Source organism: Streptococcus pseudopneumoniae, from assembly GCF_001070815.1.
GTDB classification, from domain to species: domain Bacteria; phylum Bacillota; class Bacilli; order Lactobacillales; family Streptococcaceae; genus Streptococcus; species Streptococcus pseudopneumoniae_P.
This window is the reverse complement of record NZ_JVLX01000048.1, coordinates 1-20,578: the sequence shown is the minus strand read 5'-3', so window position 1 is coordinate 20,578 and position 20,578 is coordinate 1. Positions and strand designations below refer to the sequence as shown.

Genomic DNA, 20,578 nt, shown 5'->3' with positions numbered 1-20,578 from the left:
TTTTCTTCCTCTTATTCTCTATTATCAATGCTTGTTAAAACTTCTATCTGCTCCTGCAGAAAGTTATCCTTGGGATAGCGCTCCAAAATCTGGTCAAAAATTTGACTGCGGACAATGTAGTCCGAGTACATGTGCAATTTCATCTCATAATCTTCCAGAATCTTTTCTGTCCGCTTGATATTATCATAGACAGCCTGACGACTGACACCAAACTCCTCGGCAATCTCAGCAAGGCTATAATCATCAGCGTAGTAGAGCTCTATATAATTCATTTGCTTGTCTGTCAAAAGCGCCGCATAAAATTCAAAGAGCGCATTCATACGATTGGTTTTTTCAATTTCCATAACTTTTATTATACCAAAAATTAGCCTAATCTACCACATTAGCAGGCTAATCTGAGAAGATAGTCAGGTAAATTTGAAAAAGACATGAGACTAGCCCCAAGTAATTTCCAATTGATAGCTGGCAAAGGGATGTCCCTCTTGATTTTGTAGTTGATAGTCTAAATAAATCTTTTGCCCATCAACTTCATAACGACTGGTTCGGATGATAAACTCCTGCATGCCCATTGGAGTAGGAATATAGGCCAAACTATCGCTATCCTTAAGGAAGCGCATAATGGTCTTGGGATTGGAAAAACGGCTCATCACCAGTTCTTGACCATGAAATTTAATAACCACTTTTTCCTCTTCCTCATTATAAAAAAGCAGGTAGCTATAATCTCCCTTTTCATGCACTTCTACATCATAAAGCTGGTCAATCACTTCCAACTGTTCATCAAACTGAATCGTATTTCGCATCCGAATCTTCACATCAAGTCCTCTTTCTTGTCTCTTGTCCTACTATTTTACCAAAAAGAGCAGGATTTTGCTATAATGGTCATATGAACGAAAAAGTATTCCGTGACCCAGTTCACAACTACATCCATGTTAATAATCAAATCATCTATGACTTGATCAATACAAAAGAATTTCAGCGTTTACGCCGGATTAAACAACTGGGGACTTCCAGTTATACCTTCCACGGTGGAGAACACAGCCGCTTCTCCCACTGTCTAGGAGTCTATGAAATTGCACGACGTATCACAGAGATTTTTGAAGAAAAATATCCTGAGGAATGGAATCCTGCCGAGTCCCTCTTGACCATGACCGCTGCTCTTTTACACGACCTTGGGCATGGTGCCTACTCCCATACTTTTGAACATCTCTTTGATACAGACCATGAAGCCATTACTCAGGAGATTATCCAAAGTCCTGAAACGGAGATTCACCAAGTCCTGCTACAAGTGGCACCTGATTTCCCAGAAAAGGTAGCCAGTGTCATTAACCATACCTATTCTAACAAGCAGGTCGTGCAACTCATTTCTAGTCAGATTGATGCAGACCGCATGGACTATCTCTTGCGCGACTCCTATTTTACTGGAGCATCCTATGGGGAATTTGACCTGACTCGAATCCTCCGAGTCATTCGTCCTGTCGAAAATGGTATCGCCTTTCAGCGCAATGGCATGCACGCCATAGAAGACTATGTTCTTAGTCGCTACCAAATGTATATGCAGGTTTATTTCCACCCTGCAACACGCGCCATGGAAGTTCTCCTACAGAATCTCCTCAAGCGCGCCAAGGAACTCTATCCTGCAGACAAGGACTTCTTTGCACGCACATCTCCACATCTCCTGCCTTTCTTTGAAAAAAATGTGACCTTGTCTGATTATCTGGCTCTAGATGATGGTGTGATGAATACCTACTTCCAGCTCTGGATGACCAGTCCTGACAAGATTCTCGCAGACTTGTCTCAACGTTTTGTCAACCGCAAGGTCTTTAAATCCATTACCTTTTCACAAGAAGACCAAGACCAACTCGCTAGCATGAGAAAATTGGTTGAAGATATCGGCTTTGATCCAGACTACTACACTGCCATTCATAAGAACTTCGACCTCCCTTATGATATCTATCGTCCCGAATCTGAAAATCCACGGACACAGATTGAGATTTTACAAAAAAATGGAGAACTGGCCGAACTCTCTAGCCTGTCTCCTATCGTCCAATCCCTTGCTGGCAGTCGCCACGGAGATAATCGTTTCTATTTTCCAAAAGAAATGTTGGACCAAAACAGCATCTTTGCTAGCATTACCCAACAATTTTTACACTTGATTGAGAACGATCATTTTACCCCAAATAAAAACTAGAAGAGGAAATTTATGAGTATTAAACTAATTGCCGTCGATATTGACGGAACCCTAGTCAACAGCCAAAAGGAGATTACTCCTGAAGTCTTTTCTGCCATCCAAGATGCCAAAGAAGCTGGTGTCAAAGTCGTGATTGCAACTGGCCGCCCTATCGCAGGTGTTGCTAAACTTCTGGACGACTTGCAGTTGAGAGACGAGGGTGACTATGTTGTGACCTTTAATGGTGCCCTTGTCCAAGAAACTGCTACAGGTCATGAGATTATCAGCGAATCCTTGACTTATGAAGATTATCTGGATATGGAATTTCTCAGTCGTAAGCTCGGTGTCCACATGCACGCTATTACCAAGGACGGCATCTACACAGCCAATCGCAATATCGGAAAATACACTGTGCACGAATCAACCCTCGTCAGCATGCCTATTTTCTACCGCACTCCTGAAGAAATGGCTGACAAAGAAATCGTCAAGTGTATGTTCATCGATGAACCTGAGATTCTGGATGCTGCGATTGAAAAGATACCAGCGGAATTCTACGAACGCTACTCTATCAACAAATCTGCTCCTTTCTACCTCGAACTCCTTAAAAAGAATGTGGACAAAGGTTCAGCCATCACCCACTTAGCTGAAAAACTAGGATTGACCAAAGATCAAACCATGGCTATCGGTGACGAAGAAAATGACCGTGCCATGCTAGAAGTCGTTGGCAACCCCGTGGTCATGGAAAATGGAAATCCAGAAATCAAAAAAATCGCCAAATACATCACTAAATCTAACGATGAATCCGGCGTTGCCCATGCTATCCGTACATGGGTACTGTAAAAGTATCATTTTTCAATAAGAATTGATTAGCAATAAAATCCAATGAATTTTTTTAGCAAACTATTTAATTTAAAACAAAATAATCATAATAGAGACACAAATTCTGATTGTAACAATTTTTACCTAAACAAATTAGAGTGCGGCCTTACTCCTGGGCAACTCATACTCATAGATTGGACTCAAAAAACAGGGAGAAATTATAATTTCCCAAGATATTTTAAATACTCTCTTCAAATTGACCCTGAATCTACACACAATCAATTATACAAATTAGGATACTTCACTAAAAATAAGACTTTATCATATCTTAAAGTAGTAGAATTAAAAACTATATTATCTAAACATAATTTACCTACTTCTGGAAAAAAAGCAGAATTAATTACAAGAATAATTAATAATATCAACGTTGACAAATTAGATATTCCGTTCGAATTTAAACTAACAAAAGAAGCACAAAATCTTATTATCGAACATAAAGACTATATCAAAGCATACTATGATAAGGACATAACTATGGAAGATTATTGTAAAGAAAAAAATAATATCTCTTTTAAAGCAACTTTTGGTGATATAAAATGGAGTCTCTTAAATAAACAAGCTCATAGGAATACTGTATCAGGAGATTTTGGATGTTTATCTAACACACGAAAGGCTCAAGGAAGACATTTGGAACAAGAAGGTAATATTAAACATTCTTTAATATATTACATAGAATCTTTGATAATTACTAGTTCAGGATTAGAAAACAATTTTTCAGCCACTGATTATCCAGTATATTATCCCGATTCGATACCTGACTACTCACTAAAACATATTCAAACATTAATGGAATCATTATCTGATGACGATTATGATTTTGCTTTTGATGAAGCATTATTTCGCTTCTCAATTTTGAATGCAAATCATTTTTTATCTAAAGAAGATATTGACTATTTAAGAGTTAATTTACCTTGTTCTACTGCTGAAGAAATAAACAATTACTTAAAGAAATATGAATGTTATAGTCCTTCAAATAATTTAGAACTTGACGATGTTGAATAAATTAATTATACAAACATTTATATACTCGATATAGTCTCAATTTTATCTGATGATTGCCCATAAACAAACACTTTGAATATTCTTTATGCTTCTTTACGCTTCCCAAAATGCCCCCTGCCGGAATCGAACCAGCAACTACTCCTTAGGAGGGAGTTGTTATATCCATTGAACTAAGGGAGCTAGATAAAAACTCTGCTGAAAAAGCAGAGTTTTTTAGTCGAATTAACGACGGATTTCTTTGATACGAGCTGCTTTACCTTGAAGAGCACGCAAGTAGTACAATTTTGCACGACGTACTTTACCGTAACGAACAACTTCGATTTTTTCAACACGTGGAGTGTGGATTGGGAAGATACGCTCAACACCTACACCGTTAGAGATTTTACGAACTGTGTAGTTTTCTGAGATTCCAGCACCTTTACGTGCGATAACAACACCTTCAAAAATCTGGATACGTTCACGGTTACCTTCGACAACTTTCGCGTGTACACGAACAGTGTCACCAGGACGGAATGATGGGATATCTGTACGAAGTTGACCTTCAGTCAAGCTTTGGATTAATGGATTCATTTTATTCTCCTATCTTTGTCAATCTTGAGGAATCTTCCTCAGCGGATAAACTGTATTTTTGTGCGTCCATTACACACAAGATACAGTTTACCAAATTTCCACAAAAAAGTAAAGAAATTTATAGCAGAATTCCTAAAAAAATCGCAATCAAACCACCTAGGTAGGTCAAAGATAAATAAGAATAAAATACCTTCTTATCACTTAGCAGTCTTTGCAGTTCATCATTCAAGGTCGAAAAAGTTGTCAAACCTCCACAAAATCCAGTTGCTAGAATAGCATAGACTTCCTTAGACTCCACATGATTGTAGAATAATCCAATCAAAAAACACCCTAAAAGATTGGCCATGAGCGTTCCGAGGGGCAATTTAGAAGTTTGATTATAGCGGGAAAAGAAATACCGTACGAGCGCTCCAAGACCACAAGCAATTGCAAGATAGACCATTACCATTTCTTCCTCCCTAAATAGTAAGCTAAAAGCAGACCTCCACCGATGCTCAAAAGCAAATACAAGACTAAACTAAGATAACGCCCTGTATCAAGCAGTTTTACAGCATCAAGCATTAGACTGGAAAAAGTTGTCAGCCCCCCACAAAGGCCCGTCCCCAGTGCTAAAACAACACCTTTACTGGTTCCCTTATAGACCAGATAACCCTTGACAAGATAAACCAAGCAGAAAATGCCCAGATAGTTGACAAGAAGGGTTCCCCAAGGAAAGTCAGGACTGGCTGGTAACCACGTGGAAACTAGGTAGCGGACAAGTCCGCCTAACATAGCAGCTAGAAAAATCCCTAGCGGATAAAATTGTTCTTTTTTCATTTGATGTTTTGATCCTGATAATCACGTGAACGTTTGAGTATGTCCGAAAACGTCGCTACAATAGTCTCCTGATAGCGCTTGTCTTCTACACGATTTCTGACCTTTTCAAAAATAACTGCTTCTCTCTTGGTATCTAAAATCGGTTTACCTGATGCTTTCTTATAAGCAACTACACCCTCAACCAAATGCATTCGTTCTTCTAACAGTTTGACAATTTGATTGTCGATTTGATCAATTTCTTGACGAATAATATCTAAATCCATACAGTCTCCTCCTTTATTTGAATTATTGTATCAAAAAGCTACCAAATAGGCTAGTAAAATCCCAACTCACGATAAAAAAATGCACTGATTGATTACATCAGCGCACGTTTATGCTTATCCTACTTTAGCAGCCAATTCTTCTGCGAATTGTTCCAAGCGTTCAATGTCTTCTTCCTCAGCAGAGAGATCAACTTTGACACACTCTGAACCTTTTTCTGCTCCTGTCGCTACAAAAACGCGGTCAAAGTCATCGACAGCCTTACAGAATTCATCGTAGAAGGTATCTCCTGAACCAACCACTCCGTAGATTTTGCCATTCAAGTTGAGGTCTGCTAAGTCTTCGTAGAAGTCCATCATCTCATCTGGCAATTCTCCATCACCATAAGTATAAGTCGCAACGATAGCGAGGTCTGCTTCCAAGAAGTCTGAAGCGTCAACAGTTGTACATTCGTCAACATCGACATCCAAGCCCAAGTCACGTAATTTGTCTGCTACAATATCTGCAATTTCTTCGGTATTACCGGTCATACTGGCAAATACAATTTTTGCTAATGCCATATCGTCCTCCTCAATTTATCTTTCTCCATTATATCACATCTTTTTCATTTTAAAAATAAAAATTCTTGTGCTACAATGAAATGAGAAAGAATTGAGGTTATTTATGGAAATTTGCCATCACATTTTAGAAAAAATCAAAGAATACGACACGATTATCATTCACCGTCATATGAAACCAGACCCTGATGCCTTGGGAAGTCAAGTGGGATTGAAAGCTCTTCTCAAACATCATTTCCCAGAAAAAACCATCAAAGCTGTTGGTTTTGATGAACCAACCCTTACTTGGATGGCTGAGATGGATCATGTTGAAGATAGTGCCTACCAAGGGGCACTTGTTATCGTCTGTGACACGGCGAATACTGCTCGTATTGATGATAAGCGCTATAGTCAAGGTGATTTTCTCATTAAGATTGACCACCATCCAAATGATGATGTATATGGTGACCTATCTTGGGTAGATACTAGTTCAAGTAGCGCTAGTGAGATGATTACCCTATTTGCTGAAACAACCCAACTGGCTTTGTCAGATCGAGCTGCTGAGTTGCTCTTTGCAGGAATTGTTGGTGATACAGGTCGCTTCCTCTACCCTTCTACCACTGCACGCACCCTCCGTCTTGCTGCTTATTTGAGAGAGCATAACTTTGACTTTGCGGCTCTCACTCGCAAAATGGACACTATGAGCTACAAAATTGCTAAACTTCAAGGATACATCTACGACCATCTGGAAGTGGATGAAAATGGTGCAGCGCGAGTTATCCTGAGTCAAGAAGTCTTGAAACAATTTAATGTTACCGATGCTGAAACTGCAGCCATTGTCGGTGCACCTGGACGCATTGACAGTGTCAGTCTCTGGGGAATTTTTGTGGAGCAAGCTGATGGCCACTACCGCGTTCGCTTACGCAGTAAAATCCATCCTATCAATGAAATTGCCAAGGAGCATGATGGTGGAGGCCATCCTCTAGCAAGTGGTGCTAATTCCTATAGCCTAGAGGAAAACGAAATCATCTACCAAAAGTTAAAAAACTTGCTTAAAAACTGATAAAATACTTGCCAAACTTTTCAGAATCTGATAGACTAGTATGGTAACAATCTATGGCTCGCAAAGAGACCATGGCAGAAAGGAAATATTGCAAAATGAAAAAAGATATCCATCCAGAATATCGCCCAGTTGTCTTCATGGACACAACTACTGGTTACCAATTCCTTAGCGGTTCAACAAAACGCTCTAACGAAACAGTTGAGTTCGAAGGCGAAACTTACCCATTGATCCGTGTGGAAATTTCATCAGACTCACACCCATTCTACACTGGACGTCAAAAGTTCACTCAAGCAGATGGACGCGTGGATCGTTTCAACAAAAAATACGGTCTCAAATAATCATAAAAAAGAACAGTTTTGGCTGTTCTTTTTTTGTTTCTTCAAATCAACTGCTGTTTTCATGTTCCAAACCCGTACTCTTCGAAAATCTCTTCGGTAATTTAATGTTAGGGGATTTATACTAACAATAGACTTTTAACCCCAAAATTGATAAAATAAAAAAGAAAATAATTGAAAAAGGAAACTGTAAATCACCATGATGAACATGCAAAACATGATGCGCCAAGCACAAAAACTTCAAAAACAGATGGAACAAAGTCAAGCAGAACTTGCTGCTATGCAATTTGTTGGCAAATCTGCTCAAGACCTTGTTCAAGCGACCTTAACTGGAGATAAAAAAGTTGTCAGCATTGACTTCAATCAAGCTGTCGTTGACCCAGAAGACCTTGAAACCCTTTCTGATATGACTGTTCAAGCCATCAACTCAGCTCTGGAACAAATCGATGAAACGACTAAGAAAAAATTGGGTGCTTTCGCTGGAAAATTGCCATTCTAAGCATAAGAAAAACAAGCATTCATGAGAATACTTGCCTATCATGGGAGGAACAACTGTTCCTCTTTTTGCTTACTAAAAATTAAAGAATTCCATAGCCTGTTTGAAAAGCAATTCAGTATACTCTGGGTCTTCTTGGGCAATGGTAACTTGCTCTTGAATCATTTCCAAGTCATCTGTTATCATGCCATCAGCTCCCAAATGAACAGATTTATCAAAGGACTCTGAACTATTGATGGTCCACACGTACAATTTCTGATCGGTATTCCATAGCTTGTTGACAAAATTTTCATCTAAAGTTGAATACTCCATGGTGTAACCTGTCGCCTTGGTTCTTGGAAAAATACTATTATAAGGTAGGATGAAATAGACTGGAATTTGAGAATCGTAGGCTAAAACCTGGTCAATCACATGATAGTCCAAGGATTGCATTTGGTGACCATTCTGCTTAAGAACTGTTCCATATTTTTCCATAAAGCGTTTCATCATATCTGGGCTGTCTTTTCGACTGGTTTTAATTTCAATGAGAAGTTTCTGATGCAATTCATTAGCTTTGTTTAGATAAGCATCAAAACTAGATACCTTGGTATGATAGCCATTTTCAGAAATATCAAGTTTGGTTAATTCATCCAAAGTTAGATCCTGAGGATTGGCATTAACTCCTGTCAGATTCTTGATATTGGCATCATGCATCATGACAAATTGGCCATCTTTTGTTTCCTGAACATCTGTCTCAACGAAATCTGGAGATAACTGAGCCGTCTTTTCTAAAGATTGGACGGTATTTTGAACACCATTTTTATCTGAAACACCGCGATGAGAGATAATTAAAGGTTTATGTGAAACTGGAGCTTCTAAATAAACATAACCCTCAAGAGCGAAAAAGATACAAGCACAGCCCATCACTCCCCATCTCATCCAGTGGTCTTTCTTTCTCCTTGGTGTGATTTCTAGTTCCTCCCCTGTCAAAAAGGAAACAAACTTAATGAGAAAGTAAGTCAAGGCCATATAGTGGAAATTCTTAATCAAGACAAAATTAATGATTCCTAATACAAGAGATTCCTTATGGGTCAGACCATCCATCAGTACCTGACTTGCTAAGATTGGAATGAGGAGAAGAATGAAAAATAGATACGTTTTGACGATAATCCAGAGCAAGTTCCAAATATAAAACCAAGATTGCCTTTTCGTCTTCTCTAGACTGTATCTTACTGCTTCTTTGACTGTTTTTTTCTCAAATAAAAGCTGGGGTAGGGCAAACATCAAACGTATTGAAATGTAAAACAGCAACAAGGCTAGAACAGTGATTACCAAACCGACCAACCAGTACTTATCTTCTATATAGGCTACTATGAATTCCGGAATGACAATTTTATTTAGGTAATAAATCTTTAAAATCTTTCGAATCAATGGAAAGAGCATCATGACATAAAAGAAGATAAAGGCCATTTTGGAAATCGTCACTTGCCTCATAAACAAGAAACTTTGGCGAAAGACCTTGCGACTGTACTCCAGCAAGGTCCTCCTTTCGTGATAGAGGAGGTGTCGAGCTCCGATAAAGAGAAGTCCTATCTGGTAATAGGCGATCAGTAAATTAACAATTACCAGAACAAATAAAGCAAGACTAACAAATGGAAACCCTTTTATAATGGCAAAAATATTGTTGTATGAAAGAAAGAGATAACCTGTCTGACGGAGTAAAAGTCCAGCAATCCAAGAATTAAGTGGTAACCAGACAAACTCAATCATCATGAATATCAAGAAAAAGAGAAAGAGAATTTTATCTAGATTAAAGTAGATTTTCCTAAAACCTAGATTTTTAGGTTTTTCAGGTTTCATAGGCACTCCTAGTCAAATAATTGAGACAAGTCCAAGCCTCCAAAAGGATTGTTTGATAGGCTACTTTCTTTCTCTAACAATTCTCTAGCTTGATCTGACTCTAAGAAGGACTCGTAAACACGCGCCGTCATCCGAGCATCCTCTAAACTATTATGGGACTGTCCTTGAAATCCGAGAAATGAGGCAACAGTTTGCAATTTGAGATTGGCAATACCATGTAAATCCGAACTCCGACGTTCAAAAGCTTCATCATACAAATCCACCTTATACTGCTGGCTATAATCTAAACCATGCTCTGCTAGAATAGGCAAATCACTTTTAGCAGCATTGTATCCAACCATGGGGAAAGAACCCACAAACTCTTGGAAATCTTTTATAACTTCCTCCACTGGGGGAGCATCTTTTAAGGTCTCAGCTGTAATCCCAGTCAAACCATTGATAAAACTCTTTAGAGGCACACTAGTATGGACATAGGAATCATAGGCGTCAATTTCCTGACCATCTCTAAAACGCACTGCCGATACTTGAATCAAGTGTGTTTGCCCTTCGTGCTGATTAAATTCTAAGTCAAAAGCAATGTAATCTTCTAATTTTTCCATTATATACCTCTCCTCTACTGTTATTTTATACTCTTCGAAAATCAAATTCAAACCGCGTCAGCTTCGCCTTGCCGTAGATATATGTAACTGACTTCGTCAGTCTTATCTACAACCTCAAAGCAGTGCTTTGAGCAGCCTGCGGCTAGTTTCCTAGTTTGCTCTTTGATTTTCATTAAGTATTACTTGAGCAACTATACTATTTAGAAATAAAAGAAGCCATCAGGTTAGCATTTAACCTAAACAGCTCCTTGATTATCCTCCAAATAAACGAGCAAAAAAGCCTTTCTTAGTGGATTGGACTTCTTCTTTTGCTTGGTCCAGCTCTAGCTTAAGATTTTCTTGATCCTTCATTGCTTGAAGGGTCAATTGTTGCTGCTGATCGAGTTGTTTGTCTTTCTCAGCAATCTGACGGTCTTTGATACGCATCTGCTCGTCTTTTTCTGATAACTGACGATCCTTGGCTTTTAATTGTTCATAGAGACGAAGAATTTCTGCATTCTTCTCATCAACCAGAATCTCCATCAGTTCACGTTGCTTGACATCTTCACTGACAGGCTCATCTTCAAAAATCGTTTTTTTATAGATTTCTTCTAGCTTAATCAAGCCACTTCTGGTAACTACTGTTACCCCTTTGTCATTTTTATCTGTGTCTTCTTCTGGTAATTCTTTGACACGGTTATTGATTGCTTGGCGAGATAATCCTAAGACCTCTGCAATCTCACTGACGGTCATTTCAATACTCATAATATCCTCTGAAACGTTTTCTAGCTTTTCTTTACTTAAATCTTATCATAAGCTAGAAAAACTGTCAAATTTCCACTTAATCTAAGGCCTTCAAAAAGGCTAATAAGACTTGGGCAGAGCGACGTCCAGCTTCGATAATAAACTCATCAAAAGAGATGTTTGCTTCATGATTGGCATTGTCACTCATAGCTCGGATGACTAAGACTGGGAGATTAAGGGCATGCGCTGCCTGAGCAATAGCTGCCCCCTCCATCTCAACAGCCAAAACATCTGGGAAATGGGACTTAATCACTTCTATCTTGTCATTTCCTGCAACAAAACTATCTCCTGTAGCAATCAATCCAAGATGCCATTTTTGGTCCAATCGAGATAAACTCTCTTGGATTTGAGCAATAAAAGTTTTATCTGATTCAAAATAAAGCGGTTGTTGTGCCATTTGTCCATAAGCATAGCCAAAAGCTGTAACATCCACATCATGATAGGCTAATTTGTCAGCAATCACAACATCCCCAACAGCAATACCTTCTGCCACTGCCCCAGCTGATCCTGTGTTAATCAAAGCATCCACTTGAAAATGATCAGCCAAAATCGCCACACTCATAGCAGACATGACCTTACCAATTCCACTTTCTACAAGAACGACTTTATGAGAAGCAATGGTTCCTGTGTGATAGGTATTGCCTAAAACAACTTGCTCCTGGGCATTGTCTAAATGCTGGACCAGATAAGCCAGTTCTTCTGGCATAGCCGCAATAATTCCTATTTTCATTTCAATTCCTTTTCTATTACAAAAGTTTCATTGCTAAGACAAGCAAAATTAAGAGAAAGATGACTGCAAATAAGATTTTATTCAGTTTAGAATTGAAGACATTTCTCTTAGTATTTTCAATGCGACGGCTTTTATGAATAGACGGTTCGACCTGAATCTTCAAGGTTTCCTGGCTAAAACCATGATCCTTAGGATTGGCATAACCAAAACGGGAAGAAGAGGTTGGTAAAATTTTTGTCTCCTCATCATCTAGCAAAGGAGGACCTGAAATTTTTTCGCCTCTATTAGCTCTTTCAATCATTTCATCCGTTAATAAAGGTTTACCCATACTGACCTCCTCTATTTTTTTTGCAATTCCCAATACTGAACAGCCATAATCGTCTTGGCATCACAGATATGACCTGATTGGATCAATTCCTTGGCTTCCTCTAAGCTAACTTCAAGGACTTCCAAGGTCTCATCTTCATCCTGCGGACGCGGATTTTCCACTTTCGTCAAATCGCTTGCTCGGTATAGTTTTAATTTTTCATTACAAAAGCCAATGGCTGAGTAAAAATCGTACAAAAGTTCTAATTTCCCTGTGTAGGCTGTTTCTTCCTCTAATTCACGAAGTGCTGCTGCGACAGGGTCTGTGTTTTCTCCTACTTCCAACTTTCCGGCTGGAATTTCGTAAGAGACAGCCTCGATAGCTTTGCGGTACTGCTTGACTAAGATGAGTTTTTGCTCATCCGTTACTGCTAAAACACAGACAACCCCATTGTGGAAAATCAAATCCCGTTGGGCAACTCCTTTACCTTCTGGTAATTCAACCTGATCTTGGACCAGTTTAAAAATTGGCCCTTGATAGATTTCTTTTCGGCTAAGCGTTTTTTCTTCAAATTCCATGACAGACTCCTACTGATTATTAGGATGGTGAGGAAGGCGAGTTGCATATTCGTCTTTATTGACCTGACGACCACGACCAATCGCAATCGCATCTGCTGGAACATCTTTAGTAATCGTTGAACCAGCACCAACGAGGGAATTGTCACCAAGTTCTACTGGCGCAATAATGGTTGAATTTGAACCAACAAAGACATTGTTACCAATGACTGTTTTGTATTTGTTTTTTCCGTCATAGTTGACTGTAATAGTTCCTGCACCAAAATTAACCTTGCTACCCACTTCACAGTTTCCGATATAAGTCAAATGACCAGCCTTAGTATTCTCGCCGATAGAAGAACCTTTCACCTCAACAAAGTTACCAATATGAACTTGGGCACCCAGACTTGAACCTGGACGAATGTGGGCATAAGGTCCGACTGTCACTCCGTCAGCAACACTACTTTCTTCAATCATAGAGTTAGTAATAACAGCTCCTGCTCCGATAGTGCTATCCACTACATAAGTACCGTTTGTCAAAATAGTCTCAGCACCAATTTTCGTTTGCCCTTTCAAGGTAACATTGGCTTCGATTTGAACCTCAGGAGCAATCTCAACATCAATATCGATATAAGTTGCTTCTGGATTGACAAAGCTAACACCATTGACCATGTGTTGGTGATTGATGCGACGACGCATAACCGACTCAGCAGTCGCAAGAGCCACACGGTCATTTACCCCGAGACTTTCATCAAAATCTTTTAATGTATAAGCACCGACTTTTTCACCAGCTTCACGGAAAATGCCAATGACATCTGTAATATAATATTCGCCTTGAGCGTTATTGGTATTGATATTTTTCAAAGCCTCAAGCAAACGCTCGTTGTCAAAAACGTAAGTTCCAGTGTTGATTTCCTTGATTTGCTTTTCAAAATCTGTAGCATCCTTCTGCTCAACAATACGAAGGACCTCCGCATTGTCATTACGAACAATTCGTCCATAGCCAAAAGGATTATCCGTTTCAGCAGTCAAGATAGTGGCCACATTTTTATGATTGATGTGAAAATCAATCAAGTTTTTCAAGCTTTCACCTGTGATTAAAGGAGTATCCCCTGCAATGACCAAGGTGTGACCTGACAAACCTTCTAAGATAGGCTCCGTCATCATAACTGCATGGCCAGTACCCAACTGTTCAGATTGAGTCACAAATTCTGTCTGTCCAGCCAAGACCTGCTCAACCAATTCCGCCTTGTGTCCTACAACTGTTACTGTCTTTTCAGGTTGGATAGCTCCCACACTACGGAAAACATGTTCCAGCATAGAAATACCCGCAACCTTGTGCAACACTTTTGGCAAATCAGATTTCATGCGAGTCCCTTTACCCGCTGCTAAAATAATGGCATAATTTGACATAATCTTCTCTTTTCTCTAGAAATTCCCTTTTATTATACCATATTTCAAATCATTCCGCGCTCTTGAATGAAAAAATGCTCTAAAGTCCTTTCTTAACCCATTTTTTAAGTATTTTTTTTGATTTTTTCTCATTTTTAAGGTAAAATTATGAGGTATGAGAAAGAAAATAAATCCGCTTATTATGTTTGGTTTTTTTGGGATTATGATTTTCATTTTAATCCTGAATCGCCCTCGTTTTGAGGACCATCCTGTAAAAACAAAGTCAAATATCGCGCAAGTAGAAACGCAAGCGCTACACAATATAGATAAACCGGTAATTGATGTTTCTGGTTGGCAGCGTCCTGAGGAAATCAATTACGATACTCTGTCCCAAAACATTTCTGGAGCTATTGTTCGCGTCCATAGTGGTGCTCAAACGTCCAAAGAGAACGATGCTTCCTATGTTAATGGTGTTGATAAGGCCTTTAAAACCCATATCACTGAGTTTCAAAAACGAAATGTCCCAGTTGCTGTCTATGCCTATGTAGCCGGAAAAAATGTCCAGGAGATGGAAAAAGCTGCTGAGGTATTCTATAACGCCTCTTCTCCATACAGTCCAAGTTACTATTGGCTAGACGTGGAAGAAAAAACCATGTCTAATATGAACGACGGTGTTGAAGCCTTCCGAGCAAAGCTTGAATCACTGGGTGCTAAAAATATCGGAATCTACGTTGGGGTCTACTTCATGGAAGAGCACAGTATTGATACAGATAAGTTTACGTCTGTTTGGATTCCTTCCTATGGTTCTGACTCAGGATTTTACGAAGCTACTCCTAAAACTGATTTAGATTACGACATTCACCAGTACACGTCTAAAGGAAAAATTGCTGGCTTTGACCACGATTTGGATATCAACGTTATCTCTGCCTTAAAGAACAAAGAAGAAACCTTTAGAAAACTCTTTTTAAAACCTTAAAAGCATTTGTTTATCATTTGCTTTTTATTTTTGTGTTTGATTGTGATACAATATAGTAAGGATTTTTTGAAATAGAAATAGTTGGAGGAAAAATATGCTCTCATGGTTAGCACGTGTTATTAAAGGGATTGTCATTGCTCTTGGATTTATCTTACCGGGAATTTCCGGAGGGGTTCTAGCAGCAATCTTAGGAATTTATGAACGAATGATTGGTTTTCTGGCTCATCCCTTTAAAGACTTTAAAGAAAATGTTTTGTACTTTATTCCAGTTGCCATCGGTATGCTTCTGGGAATCGGCTTATTTTCCTACCCGATTGAATACCTGCTTGAAAATTATCAGGTCTTTGTCTTATGGAGCTTTGCGGGTGCCATCATTGGTACAGTTCCTAGCCTTCTCAAAGAATCAACTCGAGAATCTGACCGAGACAAGATTGATTTGGCTTGGTTCTGGATAACCTTTATCATTTCTGGATTAGGACTCTATGCCTTAAATTTTGTCGTTGGAACCTTAAGTGCCAGCTTTCTTAATTTCGTCCTAGCTGGTGCACTGCTAGCTCTTGGCGTATTAGTTCCTGGCCTCAGTCCATCAAATCTACTTTTGATTTTGGGTCTCTATGCTCCTATGTTGACTGGTTTTAAAACATTTGACCTCTTGGGAACCTTCTTTCCGATTGGAATCGGAGCAGGCGCAACTCTCGTTATTTTTTCAAAATTGATGGATTATGCCTTAAACAACTACCACTCACGCGTCTATCATTTCATCATCGGAATCGTCTTATCAAGTACTCTTTTGATCTTGATTCCAAATGCAGGAAACGCTGAAAGTATCCAATACACTGGTATTTCTCTTGTTGGGTATGTCATCATCGCCTTCTTCTTTGCACTTGGAATCTGGCTTGGTATTTGGATGAGCCAATTGGAGGATAAGTATAAATAATGGCAAAAAAAGTTAAAATCAAAAAAACATTGGTAGAACAAATTCTGTCTAAAGCAGGTATCCCACATCAGGGGATTCAAATCAATGCCCTAGAAGGAGAACTTCCTCAAGGTTATGAACGAGATCAGATTTTCAAAACCTTGGCGCTTTTGGGAGATAAAACAGGACCGATTATCGGAATTGTCCCTATCACCCAACACTTGTCTGAAAAGAAACTAGCCAAAATTTCTGGCAATAAAAAAGTGAGCATGATTCCACAAAAGGACTTGGAAAAAACAACTGGTTACATTCATGGAGCCAATAATCCTGTCGGTATTCGTCAGAAACACAATTATCCCATTTTTATCGATAAAATCGCTCTAGACTTGGATCAAATGATTGTCTCTGCTGGAGAAGTTGGTCACAGCATTATCGTCGCACCGCAAGAATTGGCCAGCTTTGTAAAGGCCGACTTTGCAGATATTTTGGAGGACAGCAAGTAATGAAACTCTACTTTGTCCGCCACGGGCGTACAGTCTGGAACCAAGAAGGACGCTTTCAAGGTGCTAGTGGAGATTCTCCCCTTCTTCCTGAATCCATTGAAACCCTAAAACAACTTGGCCAATATCTCAAGGAAATTCCTTTTGATCAGATTTATTCAAGCGATTTACCTCGAGCGGTCAAATCTGCTGAGATTATCCAAAGTCAACTCCAGACCCCCTGTCCTTTAGAAAGTGTTTCTAATCTCCGTGAATGGCAGCTGGGGAAGTTAGAAGGTTTGAAAATCGCAACCTTGGAAGCTATTTACCCGCAACAAATCAAAGCTTTTCGATCTAATCTTGCTCAATTTGACACTCAAATGTTTGGAGCCGAATCCCTCTATAGCACCACGCAACGGACAATCCAATTTATCAAATCATTAAAAGATAGTCCAGCTGAGCGTATTCTAATTGTCGGTCACGGCGCTAATCTTACTGCCAGTCTTCGTACTCTTTTAGGTTATAAAGAACCTCTTCTTCGTAAAGATGGTGGTCTAGCAAATGCCAGCCTGACCATTCTAGAAACCCATGATTTTGAAACATTTACTCTCGATACTTGGAATGATACTTCCTATCAATAACAGAACTTGATTTTAGCGTCAAGTTCTTTTTAGTTTTGAAAGATTATCCGTGAATTTCTTGCTTATTTATGATAAAATGGGAGTATCGCAAAAAATGACTCATCGTATTCAATTTTGAGTAAAACTAGGAGGATCCCATGTCAACAGAACATATGGAAGAACTAAATGACCAGCAGATCGTTCGCCGTGAAAAAATGGCTGCGCTCCGTGAACAAGGAATCGATCCTTTCGGAAAACGCTTTGAACGCACTGCAAATTCACAAGAATTAAAAGATAAATATGCCGACCTCGATAAAGAACAATTACATGATAAAAATGAAACAGCTACTATCGCAGGACGCTTGGTAACCAAACGGGGTAAAGGTAAAGTAGGTTTTGCCCACCTTCAAGACCGCGAAGGTCAAATCCAGATTTACGTTCGTAAGGATGCTGTCGGTGAAGAAAACTACGATATCTTCAAAAAAGCAGACCTTGGTGACTTCCTTGGTGTCGAAGGTGAAGTGATGCGTACAGATATGGGAGAACTCTCTATCAAAGCTACTCACATCACTCACTTATCTAAAGCACTCCGCCCACTTCCTGAGAAATTCCACGGTTTGACAGACGTTGAAACAATTTACCGTAAACGTTACCTTGACTTGATTTCTAACCGTGAAAGCTTTGAGCGCTTTGTCACTCGTTCAAAAATCATTTCTGAAATCCGTCGTTACCTTGATCAAAAAGGTTTCCTTGAAGTCGAAACACCTGTTCTTCACAATGAAGCTGGTGGTGCTGCTGCCCGTCCATTTATCACCCACCATAATGCCCAAAACATTGACATGGTGCTTCGTATCGCGACTGAGCTTCACTTGAAACGCCTTATCGTCGGTGGTATGGAACGCGTCTATGAAATCGGACGTATCTTCCGTAACGAAGGAATGGATGCTACTCATAACCCTGAGTTTACTTCTATCGAAGTTTACCAAGCTTATGCAGACTTCCAAGACATCATGGACTTGACTGAAGGTATTATCCAACACTCTGCTAAATCAGTCAAAGGCGATGGCCCAGTTAACTATCAAGGTACTGAAATCAAAATCAACGAGCCATTCAAACGTGTTCATATGGTTGATGCTATCAAGGAAATTACTGGTGTCGATTTCTGGAAAGACATGACTTTGGAAGAGGCTAAAGCTATCGCTGCTGAGAAGAAAGTTCCAGTTGAGAAACACTATACTGAAGTTGGTCACATTATCAATGCCTTCTTTGAAGAGTTTGTTGAAGAAACTTTGATCCAACCAACCTTTGTTTATGGACATCCAGTAGCTGTATCTCCACTGGCTAAGAAGAATCCTGAAGACGAACGCTTTACTGACCGTTTCGAGCTCTTCATCATGACCAAGGAGTACGGGAATGCCTTTACTGAGTTGAACGACCCAATCGACCAGCTTAGCCGTTTTGAAGCCCAAGCTAAAGCCAAAGAACTTGGTGACGATGAAGCGACAGGCATCGACTACGACTACATTGAGGCTCTTGAATATGGTATGCCTCCAACAGGTGGTTTGGGAATCGGTATCGACCGTCTTTGCATGCTCCTCACTGATACAACTACTATCCGTGATGTATTGCTCTTCCCAACAATGAAATAAATTCTTATCCTCTGGCTCTTGCCAGAGGTTTTTTTCATAGCCAAAAGAAATAGACTGAAGTTTTCACCTCAGTCTATTTTTTTATCGAACTTTAGAAAGGAAGTTTCTTTCTTAGTCTTCTTTTTTCTTACGAGCTACAAGTCCGAATGCACTCAACATTCCAAGAAGTCCAAGACTAGCTAGACCAGCCTTATCCTCTGTACCAGTATTTGGTAATTCCTTCTTATCATTTTCTACAGTTGTTGCACTAACTGCTTGATTTGATTCTGTTTGACTTACCTGAGTTGGATTAACTACTGGTTTATCTGGAGTTGAAGGACGAACTGGCGAAACAGGTTGCTCAGAACGAGTAGGGGTAACTACTTTCTTATAGGTATGAATCACATTGCCATTTTTATCTGTCTTAGTGCCAGTGTATTCATAACCTTCTAAAGTCTTAGGTCCATGACTTCCATTTTCTTCTGGGGAAATTTCTTTACCATCACCATCTTGGTAACGTGTTACGATATGAGTAGTTGAACTACCATTATTACCTTGACTATCACCATGATTAGATTTAGGAGTAACTTTCACAGGAACATCCACTGTCACTTTACGTCCGTCTGGCAACTCTAATTCTACTGTTACAGATGGTTTGTCACCAGGTGTACTTGTTTTTGGAATTTCGCCCACTTTCGTAATCTTCCATCCTTCAGGAAGGTCTACATGTTTCTTCACATCATCTTCAGTAATCGGTGTTCCAACTTCAACAACAATCGGAGTTGTTTTCGGAGTTACAATTACAGGAACTTTGACAGTTACACGTTTACCACCTGGTAGTTCAATCACCACTGGAACACTTGGTCTTTCTCCTGGAATATCTGTAGACGGTTTATCTCCAATACTGATAATCTTGCCACCTTCTGGAATCTGAATATGTTTTTCAACATCATCATTCGTAATTGGATCACCAAGTTTCTTAACAATATCTTTGATAGGTGTTACCTTGACAGGAACCTCTACTTCTATTTGTTTTCCATTAGGAAGCTCAATTTTAACTTTGACTGTACCTTTATCTCCAGGAGTATTTACTTCTGGAATTTTACCTACTTCAACAATTTTACCACCTTCTGGAACCTTCACGTGTTTTCCAATATCTTCTTTTGTTAATGGAGTATCTGTTACAGGTGTTTCAATTCCAGTAGCTGGTGTTACTGTTACTGGAACTTCGACTGTAATTGTTTTTCCATTTGGTAATTCTACAGTGACTTTAACTGGGTCTTTCTTACCTGGTGTTGTTAAGTCTGGAATGTTCTCAACATTTGTGACCTTGCCACCTTCTGGAATTTTAATTCCTTTTGTGTAGTCCTCTGGCGTTAATGGAGTATTCGTTACTGGAGTTTCAATTTCCTTAACTGGAGTTACATTAACTGGAACATCTACAGTTATTGTTTTTCCATTTGGTAATTCCACAGTGACTTTAACTGGATTTTTCTTACCTGGGGTTGTTAAGTCTGGAATGTTCTCAACATTCGTTACCTTGCCACCTTCTGGAATCTTGATGCCTCTTGTGTAATCCTCTGGCGTTAACGGAGTTTTCGTTACTGGAGTTTCAATTTCCTTAACAGGT

At 39.3% G+C, this 20,578-nt stretch carries 26 protein-coding genes and 1 tRNA gene; 11 read left to right on the top strand and 16 right to left on the bottom strand.

What is annotated here, in order from left to right; all coding sequences use genetic code 11:
• Positions 1-11 precede the first annotated feature (11 nt).
• Both ADG81_RS05480 and ADG81_RS05475 read right to left on the bottom strand, forming a co-directional pair.
• On the bottom strand, positions 12-344 hold the full coding sequence (locus ADG81_RS05480; protein ID WP_049486921.1) for a putative DNA-binding protein: 333 nt from the start codon (positions 342-344) through the stop codon (positions 12-14).
• Between the two features lie 90 nt (positions 345-434).
• Positions 435-812, bottom strand: coding sequence for a DUF1934 domain-containing protein (locus tag ADG81_RS05475; RefSeq protein ID WP_080978046.1), 378 nt, complete (start codon positions 810-812; stop codon positions 435-437).
• A 71-nt stretch (positions 813-883) separates the two neighbouring features.
• Here ADG81_RS05475 and ADG81_RS05470 point away from each other — a divergent pair, with 71 nt between their 5' ends.
• Genes ADG81_RS05470 through ADG81_RS05460 form a run of 3 tightly spaced genes read left to right on the top strand, consistent with a single transcriptional unit; the run spans position 884 to position 4,048 of the window.
• Entirely contained in the window at positions 884-2,188 is a 1,305-nt protein-coding gene (locus ADG81_RS05470) for an HD domain-containing protein (RefSeq protein ID WP_049551148.1), read from the top strand.
• Between the two features lie 12 nt (positions 2,189-2,200).
• Positions 2,201-3,007, top strand: coding sequence for a sugar-phosphatase (yidA, locus tag ADG81_RS05465; RefSeq protein WP_049551147.1), 807 nt, complete (start codon positions 2,201-2,203; stop codon positions 3,005-3,007).
• 42 nt (positions 3,008-3,049) lie between these two features.
• A complete protein-coding gene (locus ADG81_RS05460; protein ID WP_049551146.1) occupies positions 3,050-4,048 on the top strand; it encodes an SAP domain-containing protein in 999 nt (332 codons plus the stop codon).
• Between the two features lie 108 nt (positions 4,049-4,156).
• Here ADG81_RS05460 and ADG81_RS05455 read toward each other — a convergent pair.
• From ADG81_RS05455 to ADG81_RS05430, 6 genes are all read right to left on the bottom strand, one after another.
• A tRNA-Arg gene (locus ADG81_RS05455) sits at positions 4,157-4,228 on the bottom strand.
• 42 nt (positions 4,229-4,270) lie between these two features.
• Complete coding sequence (gene rplS, locus ADG81_RS05450) at positions 4,271-4,618, bottom strand: 50S ribosomal protein L19 (RefSeq protein WP_001068669.1); 348 nt, start codon at positions 4,616-4,618, stop codon at positions 4,271-4,273.
• Between the two features lie 118 nt (positions 4,619-4,736).
• Entirely contained in the window at positions 4,737-5,066 is a 330-nt protein-coding gene (gene crcB, locus ADG81_RS05445) for a fluoride efflux transporter CrcB (protein WP_049551145.1), read from the bottom strand.
• Positions 5,060-5,434 (bottom strand): fluoride efflux transporter CrcB, encoded by a 375-nt coding sequence (gene crcB / locus ADG81_RS05440; protein WP_049551144.1) that lies wholly within the window; start codon positions 5,432-5,434, stop codon positions 5,060-5,062. The genes crcB (ADG81_RS05445) and crcB (ADG81_RS05440) overlap by 7 nt, the downstream gene beginning before the upstream one ends.
• Positions 5,431-5,697, bottom strand: coding sequence for a chorismate mutase (locus ADG81_RS05435; RefSeq protein ID WP_049551143.1), 267 nt, complete (start codon positions 5,695-5,697; stop codon positions 5,431-5,433). The genes crcB (ADG81_RS05440) and ADG81_RS05435 overlap by 4 nt, the downstream gene beginning before the upstream one ends.
• Before the next feature lie 114 nt (positions 5,698-5,811).
• A complete protein-coding gene (locus tag ADG81_RS05430) occupies positions 5,812-6,255 on the bottom strand; it encodes a flavodoxin (RefSeq protein ID WP_049551142.1) in 444 nt (147 codons plus the stop codon).
• Between the two features lie 103 nt (positions 6,256-6,358).
• Between ADG81_RS05430 and ADG81_RS05425 the strand changes: the two genes are divergently transcribed.
• The 3 genes from ADG81_RS05425 (at position 6,359) to ADG81_RS05415 (ending at position 8,128) form a co-directional block, all read left to right on the top strand.
• Positions 6,359-7,294, top strand: coding sequence for a DHH family phosphoesterase (locus tag ADG81_RS05425; RefSeq protein WP_049551141.1), 936 nt, complete (start codon positions 6,359-6,361; stop codon positions 7,292-7,294).
• A 95-nt stretch (positions 7,295-7,389) separates the two neighbouring features.
• Positions 7,390-7,632, top strand: coding sequence for a type B 50S ribosomal protein L31 (locus ADG81_RS05420; RefSeq protein ID WP_000710764.1), 243 nt, complete (start codon positions 7,390-7,392; stop codon positions 7,630-7,632).
• 196 nt (positions 7,633-7,828) lie between these two features.
• Positions 7,829-8,128: a YbaB/EbfC family nucleoid-associated protein gene (locus tag ADG81_RS05415; RefSeq protein ID WP_049551140.1), complete on the top strand. Its 300-nt coding sequence runs from the start codon at positions 7,829-7,831 to the stop codon at positions 8,126-8,128.
• 72 nt (positions 8,129-8,200) lie between these two features.
• Here the strand turns inward: ADG81_RS05415 and ADG81_RS05410 are convergent, their stop codons facing one another.
• The 7 genes from ADG81_RS05410 to glmU all read right to left on the bottom strand — a co-directional run bounded on the left by ADG81_RS05410 (position 8,201) and on the right by glmU (position 14,350).
• Positions 8,201-9,964: a glycerophosphoryl diester phosphodiesterase membrane domain-containing protein gene (locus tag ADG81_RS05410; RefSeq protein WP_049551139.1), complete on the bottom strand. Its 1,764-nt coding sequence runs from the start codon at positions 9,962-9,964 to the stop codon at positions 8,201-8,203.
• An 8-nt stretch (positions 9,965-9,972) separates the two neighbouring features.
• Positions 9,973-10,563: a 3'-5' exonuclease gene (locus ADG81_RS05405; RefSeq protein WP_049551138.1), complete on the bottom strand. Its 591-nt coding sequence runs from the start codon at positions 10,561-10,563 to the stop codon at positions 9,973-9,975.
• A 252-nt stretch (positions 10,564-10,815) separates the two neighbouring features.
• The gene (gene rocS / locus ADG81_RS05395) at positions 10,816-11,307 is read right to left on the bottom strand and encodes a chromosome segregation protein RocS (protein ID WP_000021242.1); all 492 of its coding nucleotides are present in this window, start codon (positions 11,305-11,307) and stop codon (positions 10,816-10,818) included.
• A gap of 76 nt (positions 11,308-11,383) precedes the next feature.
• A complete protein-coding gene (locus ADG81_RS05390) occupies positions 11,384-12,076 on the bottom strand; it encodes a 5'-methylthioadenosine/adenosylhomocysteine nucleosidase (RefSeq protein ID WP_049551137.1) in 693 nt (230 codons plus the stop codon).
• 16 nt (positions 12,077-12,092) lie between these two features.
• Positions 12,093-12,404 (bottom strand): cell wall synthase accessory phosphoprotein MacP, encoded by a 312-nt coding sequence (gene macP, locus ADG81_RS05385; protein WP_000517861.1) that lies wholly within the window; start codon positions 12,402-12,404, stop codon positions 12,093-12,095.
• An 11-nt stretch (positions 12,405-12,415) separates the two neighbouring features.
• On the bottom strand, positions 12,416-12,961 hold the full coding sequence (locus tag ADG81_RS05380) for an NUDIX hydrolase (RefSeq protein WP_049551136.1): 546 nt from the start codon (positions 12,959-12,961) through the stop codon (positions 12,416-12,418).
• Between the two features lie 9 nt (positions 12,962-12,970).
• Positions 12,971-14,350, bottom strand: coding sequence for a bifunctional UDP-N-acetylglucosamine diphosphorylase/glucosamine-1-phosphate N-acetyltransferase GlmU (gene glmU, locus ADG81_RS05375; protein ID WP_049551135.1), 1,380 nt, complete (start codon positions 14,348-14,350; stop codon positions 12,971-12,973).
• 154 nt (positions 14,351-14,504) lie between these two features.
• Between glmU and ADG81_RS05370 the strand changes: the two genes are divergently transcribed.
• The 5 genes from ADG81_RS05370 (at position 14,505) to lysS (ending at position 18,969) form a co-directional block, all read left to right on the top strand.
• A complete protein-coding gene (locus ADG81_RS05370; protein ID WP_049547264.1) occupies positions 14,505-15,305 on the top strand; it encodes a glycoside hydrolase family 25 protein in 801 nt (266 codons plus the stop codon).
• Positions 15,306-15,399: 94 nt separating this feature from the next.
• Positions 15,400-16,242, top strand: a complete 843-nt coding sequence (locus ADG81_RS05365; RefSeq protein ID WP_000954112.1) for a DUF368 domain-containing protein — start codon at positions 15,400-15,402, stop codon at positions 16,240-16,242.
• Positions 16,242-16,724: an aminoacyl-tRNA deacylase gene (locus tag ADG81_RS05360; protein ID WP_001085897.1), complete on the top strand. Its 483-nt coding sequence runs from the start codon at positions 16,242-16,244 to the stop codon at positions 16,722-16,724. Before ADG81_RS05365 ends, ADG81_RS05360 begins: the two co-directional genes overlap by 1 nt.
• Complete coding sequence (locus ADG81_RS05355) at positions 16,724-17,341, top strand: histidine phosphatase family protein (protein ID WP_004256600.1); 618 nt, start codon at positions 16,724-16,726, stop codon at positions 17,339-17,341. Before ADG81_RS05360 ends, ADG81_RS05355 begins: the two co-directional genes overlap by 1 nt.
• Before the next feature lie 137 nt (positions 17,342-17,478).
• Positions 17,479-18,969, top strand: a complete 1,491-nt coding sequence (gene lysS, locus ADG81_RS05350) for a lysine--tRNA ligase (protein ID WP_049551134.1) — start codon at positions 17,479-17,481, stop codon at positions 18,967-18,969.
• Positions 18,970-19,080: 111 nt separating this feature from the next.
• Here the strand turns inward: lysS and ADG81_RS05345 are convergent.
• Positions 19,081-20,578, bottom strand: a 1,498-nt coding sequence (locus tag ADG81_RS05345) for a Rib/alpha-like domain-containing protein (protein WP_049551133.1), incomplete at its 5' end; no start/stop codon positions are given.